Source organism: Caproiciproducens sp. CPB-2 (assembly GCF_036287215.1).
Taxonomy (GTDB): domain Bacteria; phylum Bacillota; class Clostridia; order Oscillospirales; family Acutalibacteraceae; genus Caproiciproducens.
The window spans coordinates 373,789-391,049 of record NZ_CP142860.1 but is presented as its reverse complement, the minus strand read 5'-3'; the positions used below and the strand labels follow the sequence as shown (position 1 = coordinate 391,049).

15 protein-coding genes, 3 tRNA genes and 1 rRNA gene are annotated in these 17,261 nt (G+C 54.2%); 7 read left to right on the top strand and 12 right to left on the bottom strand.

The window, feature by feature from the left end; translation table 11 throughout:
• Positions 1-326: 326 nt before the first annotated feature.
• Positions 327-1,694, bottom strand: coding sequence for a 23S rRNA (uracil(1939)-C(5))-methyltransferase RlmD (gene rlmD, locus VXK30_RS01860; protein ID WP_275717433.1), 1,368 nt, complete (start codon positions 1,692-1,694; stop codon positions 327-329).
• Positions 1,695-2,158: 464 nt separating this feature from the next.
• On the opposite strand from rlmD, the gene VXK30_RS01855 reads away from it, so the two are divergent.
• From VXK30_RS01855 to VXK30_RS01830, 6 genes are all read left to right on the top strand, one after another.
• Positions 2,159-3,541, top strand: coding sequence for a TrpB-like pyridoxal phosphate-dependent enzyme (locus VXK30_RS01855; protein WP_275717435.1), 1,383 nt, complete (start codon positions 2,159-2,161; stop codon positions 3,539-3,541).
• Between the two features lie 400 nt (positions 3,542-3,941).
• The gene (locus VXK30_RS01850; RefSeq protein WP_275717437.1) at positions 3,942-5,048 is read left to right on the top strand and encodes a hypothetical protein; all 1,107 of its coding nucleotides are present in this window, start codon (positions 3,942-3,944) and stop codon (positions 5,046-5,048) included.
• A gap of 74 nt (positions 5,049-5,122) precedes the next feature.
• Positions 5,123-5,791, top strand: coding sequence for an acyltransferase (locus VXK30_RS01845; protein ID WP_275717439.1), 669 nt, complete (start codon positions 5,123-5,125; stop codon positions 5,789-5,791).
• A 77-nt stretch (positions 5,792-5,868) separates the two neighbouring features.
• Positions 5,869-6,723 (top strand): pyridoxamine kinase, encoded by an 855-nt coding sequence (locus VXK30_RS01840; protein ID WP_275717441.1) that lies wholly within the window; start codon positions 5,869-5,871, stop codon positions 6,721-6,723.
• A gap of 119 nt (positions 6,724-6,842) precedes the next feature.
• The gene (locus tag VXK30_RS01835; protein WP_275717443.1) at positions 6,843-8,519 is read left to right on the top strand and encodes an FtsW/RodA/SpoVE family cell cycle protein; all 1,677 of its coding nucleotides are present in this window, start codon (positions 6,843-6,845) and stop codon (positions 8,517-8,519) included.
• Entirely contained in the window at positions 8,519-9,904 is a 1,386-nt protein-coding gene (locus VXK30_RS01830; protein WP_275717445.1) for a penicillin-binding transpeptidase domain-containing protein, read from the top strand. Before VXK30_RS01835 ends, VXK30_RS01830 begins: the two co-directional genes overlap by 1 nt.
• Positions 9,905-9,936: 32 nt before the next feature.
• Here VXK30_RS01830 and VXK30_RS01825 read toward each other — a convergent pair whose 3' ends face one another.
• The 4 genes from VXK30_RS01825 to VXK30_RS01810 form a co-directional block, all read right to left on the bottom strand.
• Positions 9,937-10,767, bottom strand: coding sequence for an FUSC family protein (locus VXK30_RS01825; RefSeq protein WP_275717447.1), 831 nt, complete (start codon positions 10,765-10,767; stop codon positions 9,937-9,939).
• A gap of 3 nt (positions 10,768-10,770) precedes the next feature.
• On the bottom strand, positions 10,771-11,445 hold the full coding sequence (locus VXK30_RS01820; protein ID WP_275717449.1) for an HAD family hydrolase: 675 nt from the start codon (positions 11,443-11,445) through the stop codon (positions 10,771-10,773).
• 166 nt (positions 11,446-11,611) lie between these two features.
• On the bottom strand, positions 11,612-12,049 hold the full coding sequence (locus tag VXK30_RS01815) for a hypothetical protein (RefSeq protein ID WP_275717451.1): 438 nt from the start codon (positions 12,047-12,049) through the stop codon (positions 11,612-11,614).
• A gap of 271 nt (positions 12,050-12,320) precedes the next feature.
• Positions 12,321-13,061 (bottom strand): M23 family metallopeptidase, encoded by a 741-nt coding sequence (locus VXK30_RS01810; protein ID WP_275717453.1) that lies wholly within the window; start codon positions 13,059-13,061, stop codon positions 12,321-12,323.
• Positions 13,062-13,399: 338 nt separating this feature from the next.
• Between VXK30_RS01810 and lexA the strand changes: the two genes are divergently transcribed.
• Complete coding sequence (gene lexA / locus VXK30_RS01805; RefSeq protein ID WP_275717455.1) at positions 13,400-13,981, top strand: transcriptional repressor LexA; 582 nt, start codon at positions 13,400-13,402, stop codon at positions 13,979-13,981.
• A 45-nt stretch (positions 13,982-14,026) separates the two neighbouring features.
• Here the strand turns inward: lexA and VXK30_RS01800 are convergent, their stop codons facing one another.
• From VXK30_RS01800 to VXK30_RS01770, 7 genes are all read right to left on the bottom strand, one after another.
• Entirely contained in the window at positions 14,027-14,626 is a 600-nt protein-coding gene (locus VXK30_RS01800) for a cyclase family protein (protein WP_275717457.1), read from the bottom strand.
• Between the two features lie 16 nt (positions 14,627-14,642).
• Complete coding sequence (locus VXK30_RS01795) at positions 14,643-15,332, bottom strand: 5'-methylthioadenosine/adenosylhomocysteine nucleosidase (protein ID WP_275717459.1); 690 nt, start codon at positions 15,330-15,332, stop codon at positions 14,643-14,645.
• A 70-nt stretch (positions 15,333-15,402) separates the two neighbouring features.
• The gene (locus VXK30_RS01790) at positions 15,403-16,020 is read right to left on the bottom strand and encodes an HAD family hydrolase (protein ID WP_329494531.1); all 618 of its coding nucleotides are present in this window, start codon (positions 16,018-16,020) and stop codon (positions 15,403-15,405) included.
• 347 nt (positions 16,021-16,367) lie between these two features.
• Positions 16,368-16,443: transfer RNA gene (locus tag VXK30_RS01785), tRNA-Asn, on the bottom strand.
• Between the two features lie 7 nt (positions 16,444-16,450).
• Positions 16,451-16,567, bottom strand: a 5S ribosomal RNA gene (rrf, locus tag VXK30_RS01780).
• 375 nt (positions 16,568-16,942) lie between these two features.
• Positions 16,943-17,017: transfer RNA gene (locus tag VXK30_RS01775), tRNA-Glu, on the bottom strand.
• A 61-nt stretch (positions 17,018-17,078) separates the two neighbouring features.
• Positions 17,079-17,154 (bottom strand) — tRNA-Lys (locus VXK30_RS01770).
• Positions 17,155-17,261 lie beyond the last annotated feature (107 nt).

Sequence of the window (17,261 nt, the reverse complement as noted above, 5' to 3'; positions counted from 1 at the left end):
TGGCAAGATGCCACCGAAATGTTTTATCAAATTTAGAGTCTGTTAACATATTATTAAATCGGCTTATTATCATATCAAAATCCAGACCTGTTCCCGCGCACATGCTAAAACTCAAAAAACATCAATCCTGTTCTCTCACCAAGCCCCAAAAACGAAAAACATCTATCCTGTCCTGTCGTGAAATCTCGTTATCAATCCTGTTCTCTCGCGAACGGAATCCGACCCGATAGACTGGTTCCCATGCACGGGTAAAAACCCGTTCTGAGTGTACAGTTTGAAAATTCAAAAACCACAGAAATGGCTTATTTACTGGGGTTTCCGTACACTCAGTCTTTTACCCTTGACATCAATACGACCGTCTCGACGTGCGCCGTCCTCGGGAACATGTCCACGGGGGTAACGACCTTGGGCTCGTAGCCTTTCTGTACGAAGAGCTTCAGGTCGCGCGCAAGGGTAGCCGGGTCGCAGGAAACATAGACGACGCGCTGCGGCGCCATGGCGGCGACGGTATCGATCAGGGAAGCGTCACAGCCCTTGCGCGGGGGATCGAGGACCACCACGTCGGGGCGGGTCCCGCGGTTTTTCAGCATGGACGCGGCTTTCGCGGCGTCCGCGCAAAGGAACTCCGCGTTGGTGATTCCGTTCAGCTCCGCGTTTTTTTTCGCGTCCTCCACCGCCTGCTCAATGATCTCCACACCGATGACATGCGCGGCGTTTTTCGCCATGGAAAGGCCAATGGTGCCAGTCCCGCAGTAAAGGTCCAGCAGGGTCTCTTTTCCGGTCAGGCCGGCATATTCGCCCGCAAGCGTATAAAGCCGCTCCGCCTGGTCGCGGTTGACCTGATAAAACGACATGGGAGAAATATGGAAATTCAGGCCGCAGAGCGTATCCGTAATAAAATCGCTGCCCCAAACGGTACGGCATTTCTGTCCAAGAACCACATTCGTGCGTTCCCGGTTCACATTGATGATGACGCTTTTCAAGCCCGGCACCTTTTTCTTCAGCATTTCCACCAGTTCCGGTTCAAAATGCACCCCGTTGCCGTTGACGACCACACAGACCATCACTTCGCCGGTCGCGCCCGCGCGGCGCAGGTACAGGTGCCTCAGCCTTCCCTTGCCGGTTTCCTCGTCGTAGATATCCTCTCCGCTCTGGCGCGCCCACTCCTGGAAAGCCTCCATGGCGGCGGTAAACTCATCCGGCTGCAAAAGGCACTCCGAACAATGGATGATGCGGTGGCTGTGGCTGGCGAAAAAGCCCATCCGCACCTCGTTCCCCGGGCCGCGCCCGATAGGAAGCTGCGTTTTGTTGCGGTAACGGTCGGGATTTTCCGCGCCGACAATCGGCCGGATTTTTAGCTCATGAAAGCCGCCGATGCGCTCGAGGGCGTCCCGCACGCGCTGCTGCTTCGCCTTTAGCTCCGCCTGATAGCTGATATGGCGGTACACGCAGCCCCCGCACTGCGCAAACTGGGCACAGTCGAGCGGAACGCGGTCCTTTGAGGCGGTCACGATTTTATCGATACGGCCAAACGCATAGGTTTTGGCCGTTTTCAGTATCTTTACGCGAAGCCTGTCCCCCGCCGCCGCGAGCGGCACAAACACCGCGATGTCCCGATAGCGGCCGACGCCGTTTCCCTCCGCGGTATAGCCGGTTATTTCCATATCCACAAGTTCGTTCTTTTTAATTTCCATGTTCTCCCCCGTAAAATCGAATGGATTCCGCCACCCTTATTGTCTTATTATTTTAGCATTATACCCCCACAAATACAATACCGGCGAAAATCCGCGGAATTTTGAAACAATGCTTGACAAGGCGCGGATACCCGAATATAATAGTGCAAAAGACAGCAAACCGATGAGTAAGAGTAGTAAACAGGCAAAGCGCCGGAAAAGAGAGCCGCAGGCGGTGTGATGCGGTACGGCGGGGCCTGCCGAATGGACTTACGAGGGCAGCGCGAAAGGAAACAAGTAGCCGCTGACGGGAACTCCGCCCGTTACCAAGGGAGCGCGCATGCTGGTGCGCGGAAAAAGAGGCGCTTTCGCGCAATCCGGGTGGTACCGCAGGAGCAATCGCTCTTGTCCCTGAGTTTTAGGGGCAAGGGCGTTTTTTATACTCTTTTTGTCCATACTATTTTTGATCTGAAAGGAGAATCATCATGAAAAACATCCCGCACAGAATGATCTTATCCGAGGAGCAGATGCCCACGCAATGGTACAATCTCCGCGCGGACATGAAATCCCTGCCGGACCCGATGCTGAACCCCGGCACTTTAAAGCCTATCCGCACCGAGGAGCTTTATCCCATTTTCTGCGAGGAGCTGGCAAAGCAGGAGATGGACAGCACCACCCCTTATATCGATATTCCGGAAGAGATTCTGGATGTTTACAAGGCATACCGTCCCTCCCCGCTCAACAGGGCCTATGCGCTTGAAAAATATCTGGATACGCCGGCGAAGATCTATTACAAATTTGAGGGCGGCAACACCTCCGGCAGCCACAAGCTCAATTCCGCCGTCGCCCAGGTTTACTACGCGAAGAAACAGGGCCTGACCGGCCTGACGACCGAAACGGGCGCCGGCCAGTGGGGCACCGCGCTGGCGGAAGCGTGCGCCTATTTTGGAATCGGTCTGGACGTCTTCATGGTCAAGGCCTCCTTTCAGCAGAAGCCCTACCGCAAGGCGATCATCCAGACCTTCGGCGCCAATGTGGTCGCCAGCCCCAGCTCCACCACGCAGGTCGGCCGCGCCATCCTTGAAATGGACCCCGATACGACCGGCAGTCTCGGCTGCGCGATCTCGGAGGCGATCGAAAAGGCTACGACGACCCCCAACTGCCGCTATGTCCTGGGCTCGGTGCTGAACCAGGTGCTGCTGCACCAGTCGATCATCGGCCTGGAATCCAAAAAGGCAATGGAGCTGCTCGGCGAATACCCGGATATCGTCATCGGCTGCGCGGGCGGCGGTTCCAACCTCGGCGGGCTGATCGCGCCTTTCATGCAGGATAAGCTGCTCGGCAGAAAGAACCCGTATTTTATCGCCGTGGAGCCCGCCTCCTGCCCCTCCCTGACCCGGGGCCGCTATGCCTACGATTTCTGTGACACCGGCAAGGTCACCCCGCTGGCGAAAATGTATACGCTGGGCAGCGGCTTCATCCCCTCGCCGAACCATGCGGGCGGCCTGCGCTACCACGGCATGTCCCCGATTATCTCCAAGCTGTACCATGACGGATACCTTGACGAGGCGCGCTCCGCGGAACAGACCAAGGTATTTGACGCCGCCGTACAGTTCGCCAAGCTGGAAACCATTCTGCCCGCCCCGGAAAGCGCGCACGCCATCCGCTGCGCGATGGACGAGGCCGTCAAATGCAAAGAAACCGGCGAGGAAAAAACCATCCTGTTCGGACTGACCGGAACCGGCTATTTCGACATGGCCGCGTACACCGCTTATCTGGAGCACACCATGACGGACTACATTCCAACGGACGCGGATCTGCAGCCCGGATTTGATTCTCTGCCGAAGATTCCCGGCGCCCAGGATTAGTCAAATAACGGTCTTAAAAATTCCGTATGATACCTTTTCGATAATTAACGAAAATTTATCGTCAATAATAACTAAATTGCACCAACAAAAAACTACGTTTTATACAATAAAGAGATTCTTGACAAATCGATTGTGAAGTGATTGACACTGGGAAACACGGGTACTATAATAAAATCACGGAACCAAGAAATGGGACCGTATCCGATCTGATTACAAGACTGTGGCAAGGACTTGTCACGACCTTTTCAATACAACTCCTCCCCAAAAACAGGAACCGGTGCATACCGGTTCCTGTTTTATTATATGTCGATTTTTTTGAAATAATTTCACATTATTCCTCCCCTCCGTCCACATTTTGTATAATGCTGTTAAGAAATTAAATGTCGAGGGATGTGGAAATATGAGAGACCGCCGAAAAAAACGTCTGATGCTCTGCATCATATGTGTGTGCGCCGCGGCCCTGATGCCGATGATCGCGGCCCTGTCCTGCTACGCGGAGGATTATCCCGATATCAGTAAAATAGACTCCAACCTGTATTATCCGGACAACCAGCAGTTTTTCCGCAGGCCGGGAACAGGTTTCGTACTGATCAGCTCCAACGCCTCCTCCACCCGTACCGCGCTCCTTGACAGCGACGGGAACCTTGATTACGGTTCCGTCCGGGGACCGACCGTCATTAAATTCGTATATGAAGCCGCCTGCCTGTCCGGAAATTACCTGTATCTTGCCGGAATGTCCCCCAGCGCCGCGAACTGCGCGGTAATCGGGCGTCTTGATTTAAGCGACGGCAAGTGTATCGTCAACAATATTCTGAGTGTCAGCTGTGACTTTTCACGGAATTTCAGCGCGGACGCACAGGGAAGGGTGACGCTTGTCACCGTCCCCTACGGCGAGCAGCTGGACGCAGGCACGCCGGCGTCCAGCTTTCTGTTTGACGGCGCAAATAACAACGGGAACATCTCCCCGGAACCCCCCGGCCCGGACTCCAGCTCTCCTTCTTCCGAAGCGCCGGACTCTTCGGCGCCGGAATCCGGTGTCCCGGACCCCGGCAGCTCTTCGTCATCCCCCTCCGATCAAATTCCCGCCGACCTTCCGTCCGTGATGGAAAATTATGATTTTCCCGGCCCGGTAACGCTGGAGGCCCTTCAGGGCGAAATGGCCGAAGTCAATCCGGACCAGAGTCTTCGCGTTTTTACGGCGGACAAAAAGGAAATAAAAGGCGGAAATATCGGTACGGGCCAGACCATTGTCACCATGCAGGGCGGCAAAACGGCCGGCGCCTACATTGCGGTCATCCCCGGCGATCTGGACGGTTCCGGGACCGTGACGGATTACGACTGCCGCCTGCTGTACGAGTACTTTATCCAAACGGGCGCGGGGGATACGCCGTCCCTCTCCGGGCCGTATCTGGAAGCGGCAAAAATCAGCGACGAAAGCGGCGCGGACAGAAGCGGGCGCAGCCTGCAGACCGGCGACCTGCTGAAAATAAAAAAGCTCATAAAATGACCTTGTATGATTGACCTGGCGGTGAAATGAAAATATAATGGATTTATTAAACAGAAACGAAGGAGCATTTTAGAATGACTGATAAAGTATCCATTCATTGTCTGTATGATCTGACCCACACCGCCGCGGCCCCTCTTCTTGACAAACTGATTTACCCCTGGGAAGCGCTTCCGAAAATCAGCGAGTTCATCTTAAAGCTGGGACCGACGCTTCTGGCCGAGGAATACGACCGGCGCGGCGAGAACGTATGGATTGCGAAAACCGCAAGGGTATTTGATTCCGCCTATATCAACGGACCCGCGATTATCGGGCCGAACACCGAGGTCCGGCAGTGTGCGTTTATCCGCGGCAGCGCCCTTGTGGGCGCCGGATGCGTCGTGGGCAATTCCACGGAGCTGAAAAACGTCATCCTGTTCGACAGCGTTCAGGTTCCCCACTACAACTATGTGGGCGACTCCATTCTCGGCTACAAATCCCACATGGGCGCGGGCTCCATTACCTCCAACGTCAAATCGGATAAAACGCTCGTGGTCATCAGCGCGGACGGCGACCGCATTGAAACGGGCCTGAAAAAAATCGGAGCGATGCTGGGCGACCGCGTGGAGGTCGGCTGCAACTCCGTCCTGAACCCCGGCACCGTCGTGGGCAAGGACAGCACCGTCTACCCGCTTTCCATGGTGCGCGGCTTTATTCCCGCAAGGAGTATTTACAAGCATGCGGGCGAGGTTGCCAACAAAATTTAATGCTGTGATTTTTTGCGGCTTTACATTTTTCACCCCGGAATCCCATATGATTAATGTAATACTTGTGAGGTGATTGAATGAACAAACAAAAAAGGATCGCAGCGATTCACGATATCTCCGGATTCGGGAAATGTTCCCTTACGGTTGCGCTTCCTATTCTTTCCGCCGCGGGAATCGAAGTCTGCCCCGTCCCGACCGCCGTGCTTTCCTCCCATACGGGGGATTTAGATGGCTTTACCTACCGCGACCTGACGGACGATATGCCCGGGTTCCAAAAGCAGTGGAAACAGCTTGGCCTGAGTTTTGAGGCGCTTTACAGCGGTTTTTTGGGATCGTATGAACAGATTTCGATCGTATCGGACTTTTTTGATACCTTCAAAACGGAGAACACCCTTGTTATGGTTGACCCCGTGATGGCGGACAGCGGCGAGCTGTACCGGACCATTACCCCTCAAATGGCCGAGGGAATGGTGAACCTGTGCGGAAAAGCCGACCTGATCGTACCGAATTTCACGGAAGCGGCGTTTCTGCTGGGCGAAAAGTACCGCGAAGGCCCCTACACCCGCGATTACGTCGAAAATCTGCTGCGGCGTCTGAGCGGGCTGGGCCCGCGTCAGGTTGTCATCACCGGGGTCTGGTTCAGCCCGGACCTTCTGGGCGCGGCGGGATACAACCGGAACACGGACGCGGTCAGCTACGCGTTCTCGCAGAAGATCAGGGGACGTTACTACGGTACGGGGGATATCTTTGCCAGCGCGCTTCTGTCGGGGCTTTTGAACGGAATGGAGCTGGACATCGCCATGCAGACCGCGGTCGACTTTACCGCCGGATGTATCCGGCGCACAAGGGAGGCCGGGACCGACCCGCGGTACGGCGTCCACTTTGAAGCGGGGCTTCTGAAATTCATGCACGAGCTGGGGATAACGGAATAATACTGCGGAGGGAACGGTGCGTTCCCTCCGTTTACTTTGCCGGTAAATAATTGTATAATAGAAAAGGAAATACTATCCACAGGCGGGTATTTTCCCGCCAGCCGGAAGGAGGCGTTTTCTTGACGCTGAACAATCCTGTTATTCAAAACATCATCAATTTGGTGCTATATATTTTCAGAATCATGGTACCGCTGATTTCCATACTCGTCATCAGCAAATGCTTTACGTCCATGAAACGCGGGCGCAGGAAGGAAGACCCCGTTGTGATTCTGGAGGACATGGTATCCCACGAAGTCATCCCCGTGCTGTACTGGGAAAATTCGCTCGGGCGCAGCAGAAGCTGCGACATTGTTCTGCACGACCCCACCGTCAGCCGCGACCATGCGGTGCTGATGCGCCGGGAAAGCGGCTGGATCGTCACCGACACCGGCTCGAAATCCGGCACCTTTGTCAACGGCACAAAGGTGAAAGACCGGATGCAGATCCTGCCGGGCGATTCCATCGCCATGGGTTCCACCGCGCTGATGCTGAAGCGGACAAGCGATATCAAAAACGGCAAGCAGCCGAAGCGTAAGGTACGGCACGCCGCGTCACCCGCAGGGCTGCTGGCCGCCACGACCCTGATCCAGCTGCTCCTGTGCGTGCAGGCATGCTTCGGAGGCGGGAAATTCAGCTACCTGCCCGCTGTGCCGTTCGGAGCGATCTTCGCAATGGAATGGCTGCTGTACCTGTTTTCCATGAAGGGGCTGGGGCACGTCAGCTTCGAGCTGGAAACCATCGCGTTCCTGCTGAGCGGAGTCGGCATCCTTCTGATTTCCGGCACCGGCGTGAAAAACACCTATGTGCAGCTCGGCGCGCTCTTCGGGGGCGTCCTTCTGTTCTGCATCATGATCTGGTTCCTCAGCGACCTTGACCGGGTGATGCGCTGGCGCCTGGCAATCGGAATCTTTGCCGTCCTGCTCTTTGCCGCCAACCTTGTGCTGGCCCGCGAACACAACGGCGCCCGCAACTGGATCAGCCTGGGCCCCGTCAGCGTACAGCCGTCGGAGTTTATTAAAATCGCCTTTATCTTTGTCGGCACCTCCACACTGGACAGGCTGCAGACGGCAAAGAACCTGACGGGATTTATCGGGTTTTCCGCCGTATGCATGGGCGCGCTGTTCCTGATGCGCGATTTCGGTACCGCCTGTGTCTTTTTCGTGACCTTTCTCATTATCGCCTTCATGCGTTCCGGAAGCGTGCGCACCATCGCGCTGATCTGCGCGGTCGCGGTGTTCGGCGCTTTCCTGATCTTAAAATTCAAGCCCTATGTCGCGCAGCGGTTCGAGGCATGGCGGCACGTCTGGGAGCATGTGAACGAATCCGGTTACCAGCAGACGCGCGTGCTGAGCTACTCCGCGAGCGGCGGCCTGTTCGGGCTGGGGATCGGGAACGGCTCGCTGAAGGGCGTGTTCGCTTCCACCAGCGACCTGGTGTTCGGCATGGTCTGTGAGGAGCTGGGCCTGCTGCTGGCGGTCGTCATTGTGCTGACGCTTGCGTTTCTGATGTTCTACGCCCGTTCGGACGTTACGCGCAGCCGCTCCACCTTCTATTCCATATCGTCGTGCGCCGCGGGCGGCATGCTTCTGTTCCAGACCTGCCTGAACGTCTTCGGCGCGACGGACGTACTTCCCATGACCGGCGTCACCCTGCCCTTTATCAGCCTGGGCGGCTCCAGCATGGTGGCGGTCTGGGGACTGCTCGCCTTCATCAAGGCGAGCGACGAGCGCACCTACGCGGCAAGGAGGAAAAGCTGATGAAAACGACAGGCTCCCGTTCCTTAATCCTGTATATTCTGGGCATGGCGTTCCTTTTCGGCCTCGGCGTATTCCTGTACGGGTTCGCCATGGAAGGCGGCAGCTGGGCCATGCAGCCGTTCAACAAGCATCTGACGACCGGTGGCCAGCTCGCCAACAGCGGAAAAATCCTTGACCGGAACAATGTCGTGCTTGCCAAAAGCGAAAACGGCAAGCGGGTGTACAACAGCGACGAAGCCGTCCGCCGCGCGATGCTCCACACCGTAGGCGACAGCAACGGCTATATTTCCACCGGAATCCAGTACAACTACCGTTCCGAGCTTTCGGGGTACAATCCCGTCACCGGCCTGGCCGCCCCCACCGGGAAAAGCGGGGGCAGCGACATTAAGCTGACGCTTGACAGCGCGCTGTGCAAGCTCGCGCTTCAGAAGCTGGGCGGCAGCAGCGGCGCGGCCGTCCTTTACAACTACAAGACCGGCGAGATGCTCTGCTCGGTCAGCACGCCGAATTTCGATCCCTCCAATCCCCCGAAGGACCTGAACACGGACAAAACGGGGAAATACAACGGGGTCTATCTTGACCGCGTGCTCTCCTCCACCTATACCCCCGGCTCGATCTTCAAGGTGGTGACTTCCGCGGCGGCGATCGAAAACATTCCCGATCTGGACAGCCGCACCTGGGAATGCAACGGCAGCATTACCATTAACGGCAATAAAATCACCGACGTCGCTTCCTACGGCACCCTCAGCTTTAAAAACGCGCTGGCGAGGTCCTCCAACGTAGCGTTCGCACAGATCGCCATTGAGCTCGGCGCGGACAAAATGACCGAGACGGCAAATTCCATGGGCTTTAACCGCAGCTTCGACCTGGACGGCATCTCCACCAGCAAAAGCATCTATCAGGTGGACGGCGCCGCCGCCAACGAGCTGGGCTGGTCGGGCGTGGGGCAATACACCGACCTGACCAATCCTTTCCACATGATGGTGATGATGGGCGCGATCGCCAACGACGGCGTACCGGTCAAACCCTATCTGATCAGCGGTATCACGGCTCCGTTCGGTCTGACCGTCCGCAGCGGGCATACCCAGACGGGAGACCGGCTTCTGAAAGCCGCCACCGCGGAAAAGCTGAAGGAATATATGCGCTACAACGTTTCGAGCTATTACGGCGACGGCCTGTTCCCCGGCCTTGCCGTCTGCGCCAAAACCGGCACGGCGGAGGTGGGCGGCGGGAAAAAACCGAACGGCTGGATGGTCGGCTTTTCCTCCAATGAGAAAACGCCGCTTGCGTTCGCGGTTGTAGTGGAAAATTCCAGAAGCGGCATCAGTTCCGCCGGGCAGATCGCTTCCGCCCTGATGACCGCCGCGGCCAAAACAATCAAATAGGCAAATAAAAAATGACCTTCACAGGTCATTTTTTATTTGCCTTCTTTTGTTTCGGAAAGCGCGTGCTCGTAAAGCTTGTGCATCCTGTCCATATGGTAGCGGTAAACAATCTCCGTTTCGCCGCCGGGTTTTACGGAATCTTCCGTCAGCTCCATCACTTCCAGCGCCTTCAGCTCGTCCAGTATCATCTCATAAGTGGAGATTTTACAGGAAATGCCGAAAACCTCGTCATCGTTCCAGCGCAGGAATTTTGCCTGAGCAATATACATTTTGACATTGTAGCTCAGCTTCTGGATCGCGCTGTCCACCGCGAAGGTATCGATCTGCCAGAACGAGGCGGCGCTCTCCATCGCCTGGTCCACCTGGCTGCGCAGATGGACAAAGGATTTCTTGATTTCTTCGGCGTAGTTGGGCGGCATAATCACCAGATTGACAAGAATGGCGATCACAATGCCGATCGCGCTGCCCGCAATACAGGAAAGGGCGGTGCCGACGCGGAACATCATGGCCGCGAACACAAAGCAGGACAGGGTGGCCGCGCCATAAAGCTTAAACAGATGGCAGAGATACAGCGTAAGGATAATCCCCACTCCGCAGAGCCCGGCGTTCCCGGGCGAGACCATGACAAGGCCATAGCCGACCGCAGCGCCGATCAGCACGCCGATCAGCTTGTTCTTCCCCATTTTGATGGAGGCGTCTATGGATTTCCCCATCGTCATGACGGCGGCAATGACCGCGAAAAACGGCTCGTCCAGCTTTAAAAGGGCGGAAATCACCACACAAAGGGTAACGGCGATCCCCGTTTTTACCACCCGGAAGCCAAGCCGGTTCTCGGTCTTAAGAAGGTTTAACAGCCACTTCATCAATCACCTCATGAGGCCAGCAACAATCTCATAAATTTGTTCCGGTCTCTCGACGATATATTTCGCATTGTTTTCTCTCAGTTCCTTCTCGGTCCGGAATCCCCAAAGGACACCCGCCGTATCCATTCCCGCGGCAGCGCCGGTTTTCATATCCGTGTTTGTGTCCCCGATATAGAGGATGTTTTCCGGGCTGACGGCAAACTCGTCCGCGATCAGCAGCGCGCCCTCCGGGGAAGGCTTTCGGGCCACCTCCTGCCGCTGCCCGTAGCACAGGTCAAAGGTTCCTCTCGGGAACAGCGCGTCGATAATCGCAGTGGTGCAGTTGTGCGGCTTATTGGAAAGCACCGCCATACGGATTCCCTTTGCTTTCAGTTTTTTCAGCGTATCCTGCACCCCGCTGTAATTCGTGACAAGACAAGTGGGATCGCTTTCATACAGTTCGTCGTAAATCCGCCTCATTTTGCGGACGTCGTCCTCCGTGTACCCCTGCGCGCCCAGCGCGGTGTCAAGCATGGCGTGCATCAGCCTGTCCGTCCCGTTCCCGACGAGATACCTGTATTTTTCCACCTCAATCGGCTCGTATCCGCACCGCTTCATTGCGGTGTTGGCAAAATTGGCGATGGAAGCGAGCGTGTTGGCCAGCGTTCCGTCCAAATCAAAAATACATGCCTTATACAAACAATCACCCTGCAATTCAAAATAACAAATGTATTTATAATAATAAACATTTTTGTAACGATTTGCAAGTCCCTTATGTCCCACACGGCCGTTCAGAACCGAAACAAGGGCAAAAAACATAGAAAAAAGGGGCGCCGGAGTGTGATCCCCGGCGCCCGGCTATGTACTAATTTTGGACTGCCAGTTTAACAGTCTGCTGTTTTTTTCCTGATGGACAAATATTATAAATCGTTCCGTCTTTTGCCACCATTGAGATCGGAATTTTGGGCAAAAGCTTGTGGATCATTTCTACAAATCCGTTCACCGGCGCCTCCGCCATTCCCGTTACAATATGGACCGCACCGATTTGTTTTACAAACCCTACAGCGATCAATGCCGCTTCGTCGTTAAAGTAAACGGTCATTTCCGCCTGCGCGTCACGTGCCGTCTGACGCAGATATTCGAGCTCTTCACAGCTGGTTTCAAATCCCGCAGAGGTTGGCTGCACGCAGAGTACCTGTAAAGAAGTGGAACTCTCTTCGGCAATTTTTTTGCCGGCCCGAATCAGTCTGTCACAGTCACGCTGACCCGTAACGCATACGAGGGTTGTGTTCCTGTCTTTCAATACTGTGCCTCCCTTCCGAATACCGTATTTTCCAACCATACTCAGTATAGTTTGATTTCCTTGCCGTTGTGGTAACAGAAAGTGTATAAATCATTAACAAAGTGTTAAATAAAAATTCGACATTTTTTGTAGGATCCATCACTTTCGGTTTCATTATAGCACAGAAAGCCGGATTTCACAAATGAAAAAATGGAGATCATAAAAAAGCTGCAGAACCATTCATTCTGCAGCTGTGATTTTGCCCCTAATCGTTTACAGTGTCGGGGGCGAGTTATTTAATAATGGAAAGCGGGTCGATATATTTTCCGCCCTTTTTCATTGATAAATGCAGATGGGATGCGTCGGCGCTTTCACACGGGACCGTTCCGACCGTTCCGACCTGCTGACCCTGTTTGACGGCCGCTCCCTTTTTGACGCTCGCCGCTGCCAAACCGCAGTAATAGGTTTCGTAATCTCCGTGCTGAATCACAGCCGTCAGGCCGTAAAGGTCGTCCGTATAGACATTTTTCACCGTGCCGTTCGCGACCGCTTTGACGGCGGTTCCTTCCTTAGCGGCAAAGTCGGTGCCGTTGTGCACACGCCAGTCCTTCATCGTATTTGAGAAAACGGGATTTTCCCCGCTGAATTTCAGCGTGACGTTTTTCTCGACCGGGCTGGCAAAGGTCAGAACGCTGGCCACGGTCTGCTTGGCCGGCACGGCAGACGACGGCGGAGCAGACGGCGCCTGGGACGGGGCCTCAGACGGCTCTTCCTTTGCCGGCTCCGACTCTGCGGGCTCCGCTGCGGAAGAAGTTCCGTCTCCCGTATAGACCTTGATTCCGCTCACCGTTTCATTCGTATGCTGTACCTGTGCGCTGCTTGTCGTCCCTTCCTCGGGAGAAGCATAGTTGACCACGCTGTCATAAGTGGTCCAGGCCGCAACACCAACCGCAATCAGACACACGCCAAGCGCAATATAAAATCCCCTGGAGTTCTTTTGTGATTTGTTATTTAACAGATGTAAATTACTCATTCGTGCCACCTCCGAATATATTTTGGCCATAAATGAAACGTTATATTCGGCGGATAACATTTTTATCATAAAAATAAAAAAAGAAAAAAGACCTAATCCATTTCGACCAGGTCCTTTTTCATTAGCTTGAGGGGTATATTGAGGAGGGTAGAACATGTATCAAGTAATGGTGCGGCTCCATATCCTTGATTACGTCTTTATTATATCGCATAGCGGGATTCAGTTGTTACATAGCTATGAATATCTTATGAATTTTTAATATTCCAAACATTTGTTTGATTTTTTTCAAAAATATGCTATAATATCTGCAGAAGCCAAATACACGGGAGGGCTGCGGAATGTTAACCAAAAGCCAGCAAAAAGTATACGACTATTTAAAAAGCCGGGCCGAAAACGGGCTTCCGCCCACTGTGCGCGAAATCTGCAGCGCAACCGGGCTGAAGTCAACCTCCAGCGTACACGCTCACCTGAAAACGTTGGAACGCGCCGGGTATATCAGCCGTGACGCGGGCCTGAACCGCGCGATCCACCTTGCGGGGGAACAGAGCACCATACAGGTCCCCATCGTGGGAAAGGTCGCCGCCGGCCAGCCGATTCTTGCCGTCGAGGAGGTGGAGGGCTACGTCCCCTTCTCACCCGCCCGTTACAGCGGTGAAGAATATTTTGCGCTGAATGTCCGAGGGGAAAGCATGAAGGACGCCGGGATTCTGAACGGCGATATCGTCGTCGCTCTGAAAACGCCGACCGCGCTCGACGGGGAAATCGTGGTTGCCCTGATCGAAGACGAGGCGACGGTAAAGCGTCTGTTCCGCGAAAAGGACAGGATCCGCCTTCAGCCGGAAAATCCGGATTATCAGCCGATCTACACCAAGGATGTTTTGATCCTCGGGAAAGTCGTCGCGGTGTTCCGGTATTATTAAACAGAAAAATAACGGGAGGGAATCGAAATCGGTTCCCTCCCTGTTTCATGGTGCCTCGATGTCCTGCCCATCCTCTCTGATCAGGACGGCCCTTACCGGGGAAGCCTCCGCTCCGCCCAGGCGGAGCGGCAGGGCGATCAGCCGGTAGCCGCCGGGTTCCGCCATGGAGAGGTCCAGCCCCTCCAGAATCAGTACGCCTGCTCCCAGCAGCTCTTTGTGTGCGGGAAAGGAGCCGTCGTCTTCCGTTTCAATACTGAGCGCATCCGTTCCCACCAGGGTAACGCCCGCGGCCGTCAGCGCGAAGGCGCCGCTTTGGGACAGGGATGCCTGCCCCTTGAACAAAATCATTTTCTGAGCATACGGCACGATGTTGTCAATATCGGAGCCGGTAATAATACCGTTTGCCTCCACGACGGTGCAGGGACCTGTCAGCCGCGCCAAATCGAGCTGGTCGACCGTCTCGCCGTCTTCAATGAAATGGCGCGGTGCGTCAACGTGGGTGGCGCTGTGGCATCCCGTGTAAAAACCTGAAAGATTGCAGACGTCCCCCAGCTCCATCCGGCGCACGGGGTCCCGGTAAGGCTCCGGGTCCCCCGGATAAACCGGTGCGGAAAAAAGCTCACGTGACACGTCGATGATCTTCATGTCTTACACCTCTTTTTCAGATGGAGGGTAATATTTTTGTGATAAGCTCCGCGGTCTTATGCGCGGAGGAAATAGCAAAAGCGGCGAAATCGATATTGGCCGCCTCATTGGCATTATCCGAGATGGCGCGGATGACCACGAAATCCACATGGTTTATGTAGCATACCTGCGCGATGCTCCCGCCTTCCATTTCGCACGCCGAAGCCTGAAAATCCCGGGCGATTTCCTTCAGCTTTTCCCCGCTGCTGATGAACTGGTCACCCGTGGCGATCACCCCGACATGCACGCCCTGGCCATAAATCTGCTTCGCGGTGGAAACCACCAGATCAACCAACCTTGTGCTGGCGGGAATGGTGACGATATTCAGTCCACTGATCAGGCCCTTTTCATCCCCAATAGCGGTGGTATCCATGTCGTGCTGCACCAGCCCGCTTGATACGACGATATCGCCGATATGAATATTTTCGCCGATACCGCCCGCAACGCCGACATTGATGACCGCACTGGGATGATAATTCAAAATCATAGTCTGCGTGCAGACCGCCGCCGCGACTTTTCCAACGCCGCATTTCGCGACAACACAGTCGATGTTCTCTATTCTCCCAGTATAGTAAACCACCGAACTGACTGTCTGCGTACTTTTATCCGTCATGACCGCGATTAAATTTTCCACTTCTACCGACATTGCCCCGATAATTCCAATCATACCCGTACCTCAACGCTTTCCTTAAACTTTAAGCCATACTGCATAGGGAATCTGTTCCCCTCATTTTTTCTTATAAAGATAATACATCTTCCGGCTTCTCCAGGGCATATTCCGGAGAAATGCCCTCCGGAGCGCGGCAGCCCCACAAAGCCAAAGCGAAGTCCACACCCGCCCCGTGCGCGCATCTGCAGTCGTAAGCGGAGTCCCCGATATACAGCACGTTTTCCTTACCCGCACCGGACAGCTCCATATATCTAAGCATCGGCGCCGGATCGGGCTTGTGTCCGGGTGAATCCTCCGCGCAGAGAATATGTTCAAAATAATGATCCAGCCCGAAAGGGGGGACCACCGCCGCATACTCTTCCCTCGTCCGGGAGGTAATAACGCCCATTTGGATTCCATTCCTTTTCAGCTGTGAAAGCGTAGAGGGGATTTCCTTAAATGGTTTTATGGAATAGGAAAATTCCTTTTCATATTCTCCCCAGATGCGGAAAGCGTCTTCGAGCGGCTCAACCTTCATCCTGGCCAACGCGTCATGCCCGGGGATTCCAAGGGAAAACCGAAGTTCTTCCAGCGGATACATTTTTTCCTGTATGGTAAAAAGCATCTTCTGAAAGGATAAAAGAACCGCATCCTCACTGTCAAGCAGCGTTCCGTCAACATCAAAAACGATATGAGTGTATTTCATCAACTGTAATACCTTTCTAAGAATCATTTGATAGGTTCTAATCGCTTCCATGATTGTCATCACAGCAGAAATGTTCTCTCTGTTCTTTTTATCCTCATTATAGGGAAGCAGACCAGGTCTGTCAAGTTTTGCGAAGGCAACTTCCCTCTTGTTTGCATTGTTATCAGTTATATAACAAAAAATCACCCATCTCAGGTGATTCCTTCGTCTCTTCAGGTTAGCCCCGTCTCTTGATCCAAGGCCCAAACAAATCTAAGGGGGGGGGTGTTTCCTTAACGCCCTGAATCTCCTTCAGGATATGCGGATAAAACACAAAGACCACCAATCATTCGACTGGTGATCTTCTCTGGCTCCCCAAGTTGGACTCGAACCAACGACCCTGCGGTTAACAGCCGCATGCTCTACCGGCTGAGCTATTGAGGATTATTTGTGTTGGCACCTTCCTATTGTCCCGGGCCGTTGCCAGCCAAGTATCTTCGGCACCAGTGAGCTTAACTTCCGTGTTCGGGATGGGAACGGGTGGACCCTCACCGTCATCAGCACCAACTAACTTAAATTAAATTGTAATTCTCCGACTCGACGGAAACAAAAATCTTACCATAGCAAATGAAATTTGGTGACCCGTGGGAGGACTTTGCAGTCGGCATGCGCCTACGGCGATGACCTCAGACAGCCACTTGGAATCTCTGTCTTTGCTTTCCTGTGGAAGACCGGAGTTCGATTCTCCGGCTCGGCCGAAACAAAAATCTTACCATAGCAAATGAAATTTGGTGACCCGTGGGAGGACTTTGCAGTCGGCATGCGCCTACGGCGATGACCTCAGACAGCCACTTGGAATCTCTGTCTTTGCTTTCCTGTGGAAGACCGGAGTTCGATTCTCCGGCTCGGCCGAAACAAAAATCTTACCATAGCAAATGAAATTTGGTGACCCGTGGGAGAATCGAACTCCCGTTATCGGCGTGAGAGGCCGGTGTCTTAACCGCTTGACCAACGGGCCATATCTTTCATACAGTCAGATGCAGAGGCCAGAGGCTCCAGCCCCCGTTCCGACTTCTTAATGGTGCACCATCAGGGACTCGAACCCGGGACACCCTGATTAAGAGTCAGGTGCTCTACCAACTGAGCTAATGGTGCATATGGCAGGTTGAGCCTGCACGCTCCGGATTTTCATCCGCTGCTCTTTGCTTTTCAGACATATTTGTACACTGAAAACTGAATAAAGGGAGGGAAGCAGAGAGAGA

What these genes read in the sequence shown, in the direction of transcription:
- lexA (WP_275717455.1), top strand. Translation starts at nt 13,400, where the DNA reads ATGTTAACCAAAAGCCAGCAAAAAGTATACGACTATTTAAAAAGCCGG.
- VXK30_RS01830 (WP_275717445.1), top strand. Translation starts at nt 8,519, where the DNA reads ATGAAAACGACAGGCTCCCGTTCCTTAATCCTGTATATTCTGGGCATG.
- VXK30_RS01795 (WP_275717459.1), bottom strand. Translation starts at nt 15,332, where the DNA reads ATGATTGGAATTATCGGGGCAATGTCGGTAGAAGTGGAAAATTTAATC.
- rlmD (WP_275717433.1), bottom strand. Translation starts at nt 1,694, where the DNA reads ATGGAAATTAAAAAGAACGAACTTGTGGATATGGAAATAACCGGCTAT.
- VXK30_RS01825 (WP_275717447.1), bottom strand. Translation starts at nt 10,767, where the DNA reads ATGAAGTGGCTGTTAAACCTTCTTAAGACCGAGAACCGGCTTGGCTTC.
- VXK30_RS01845 (WP_275717439.1), top strand. Translation starts at nt 5,123, where the DNA reads ATGACTGATAAAGTATCCATTCATTGTCTGTATGATCTGACCCACACC.
- VXK30_RS01800 (WP_275717457.1), bottom strand. Translation starts at nt 14,626, where the DNA reads ATGAAGATCATCGACGTGTCACGTGAGCTTTTTTCCGCACCGGTTTAT.
- VXK30_RS01850 (WP_275717437.1), top strand. Translation starts at nt 3,942, where the DNA reads ATGAGAGACCGCCGAAAAAAACGTCTGATGCTCTGCATCATATGTGTG.
- VXK30_RS01855 (WP_275717435.1), top strand. Translation starts at nt 2,159, where the DNA reads ATGAAAAACATCCCGCACAGAATGATCTTATCCGAGGAGCAGATGCCC.
- VXK30_RS01790 (WP_329494531.1), bottom strand. Translation starts at nt 16,020, where the DNA reads ATGAAATACACTCATATCGTTTTTGATGTTGACGGAACGCTGCTTGAC.
- VXK30_RS01810 (WP_275717453.1), bottom strand. Translation starts at nt 13,061, where the DNA reads ATGAGTAATTTACATCTGTTAAATAACAAATCACAAAAGAACTCCAGG.
- VXK30_RS01840 (WP_275717441.1), top strand. Translation starts at nt 5,869, where the DNA reads ATGAACAAACAAAAAAGGATCGCAGCGATTCACGATATCTCCGGATTC.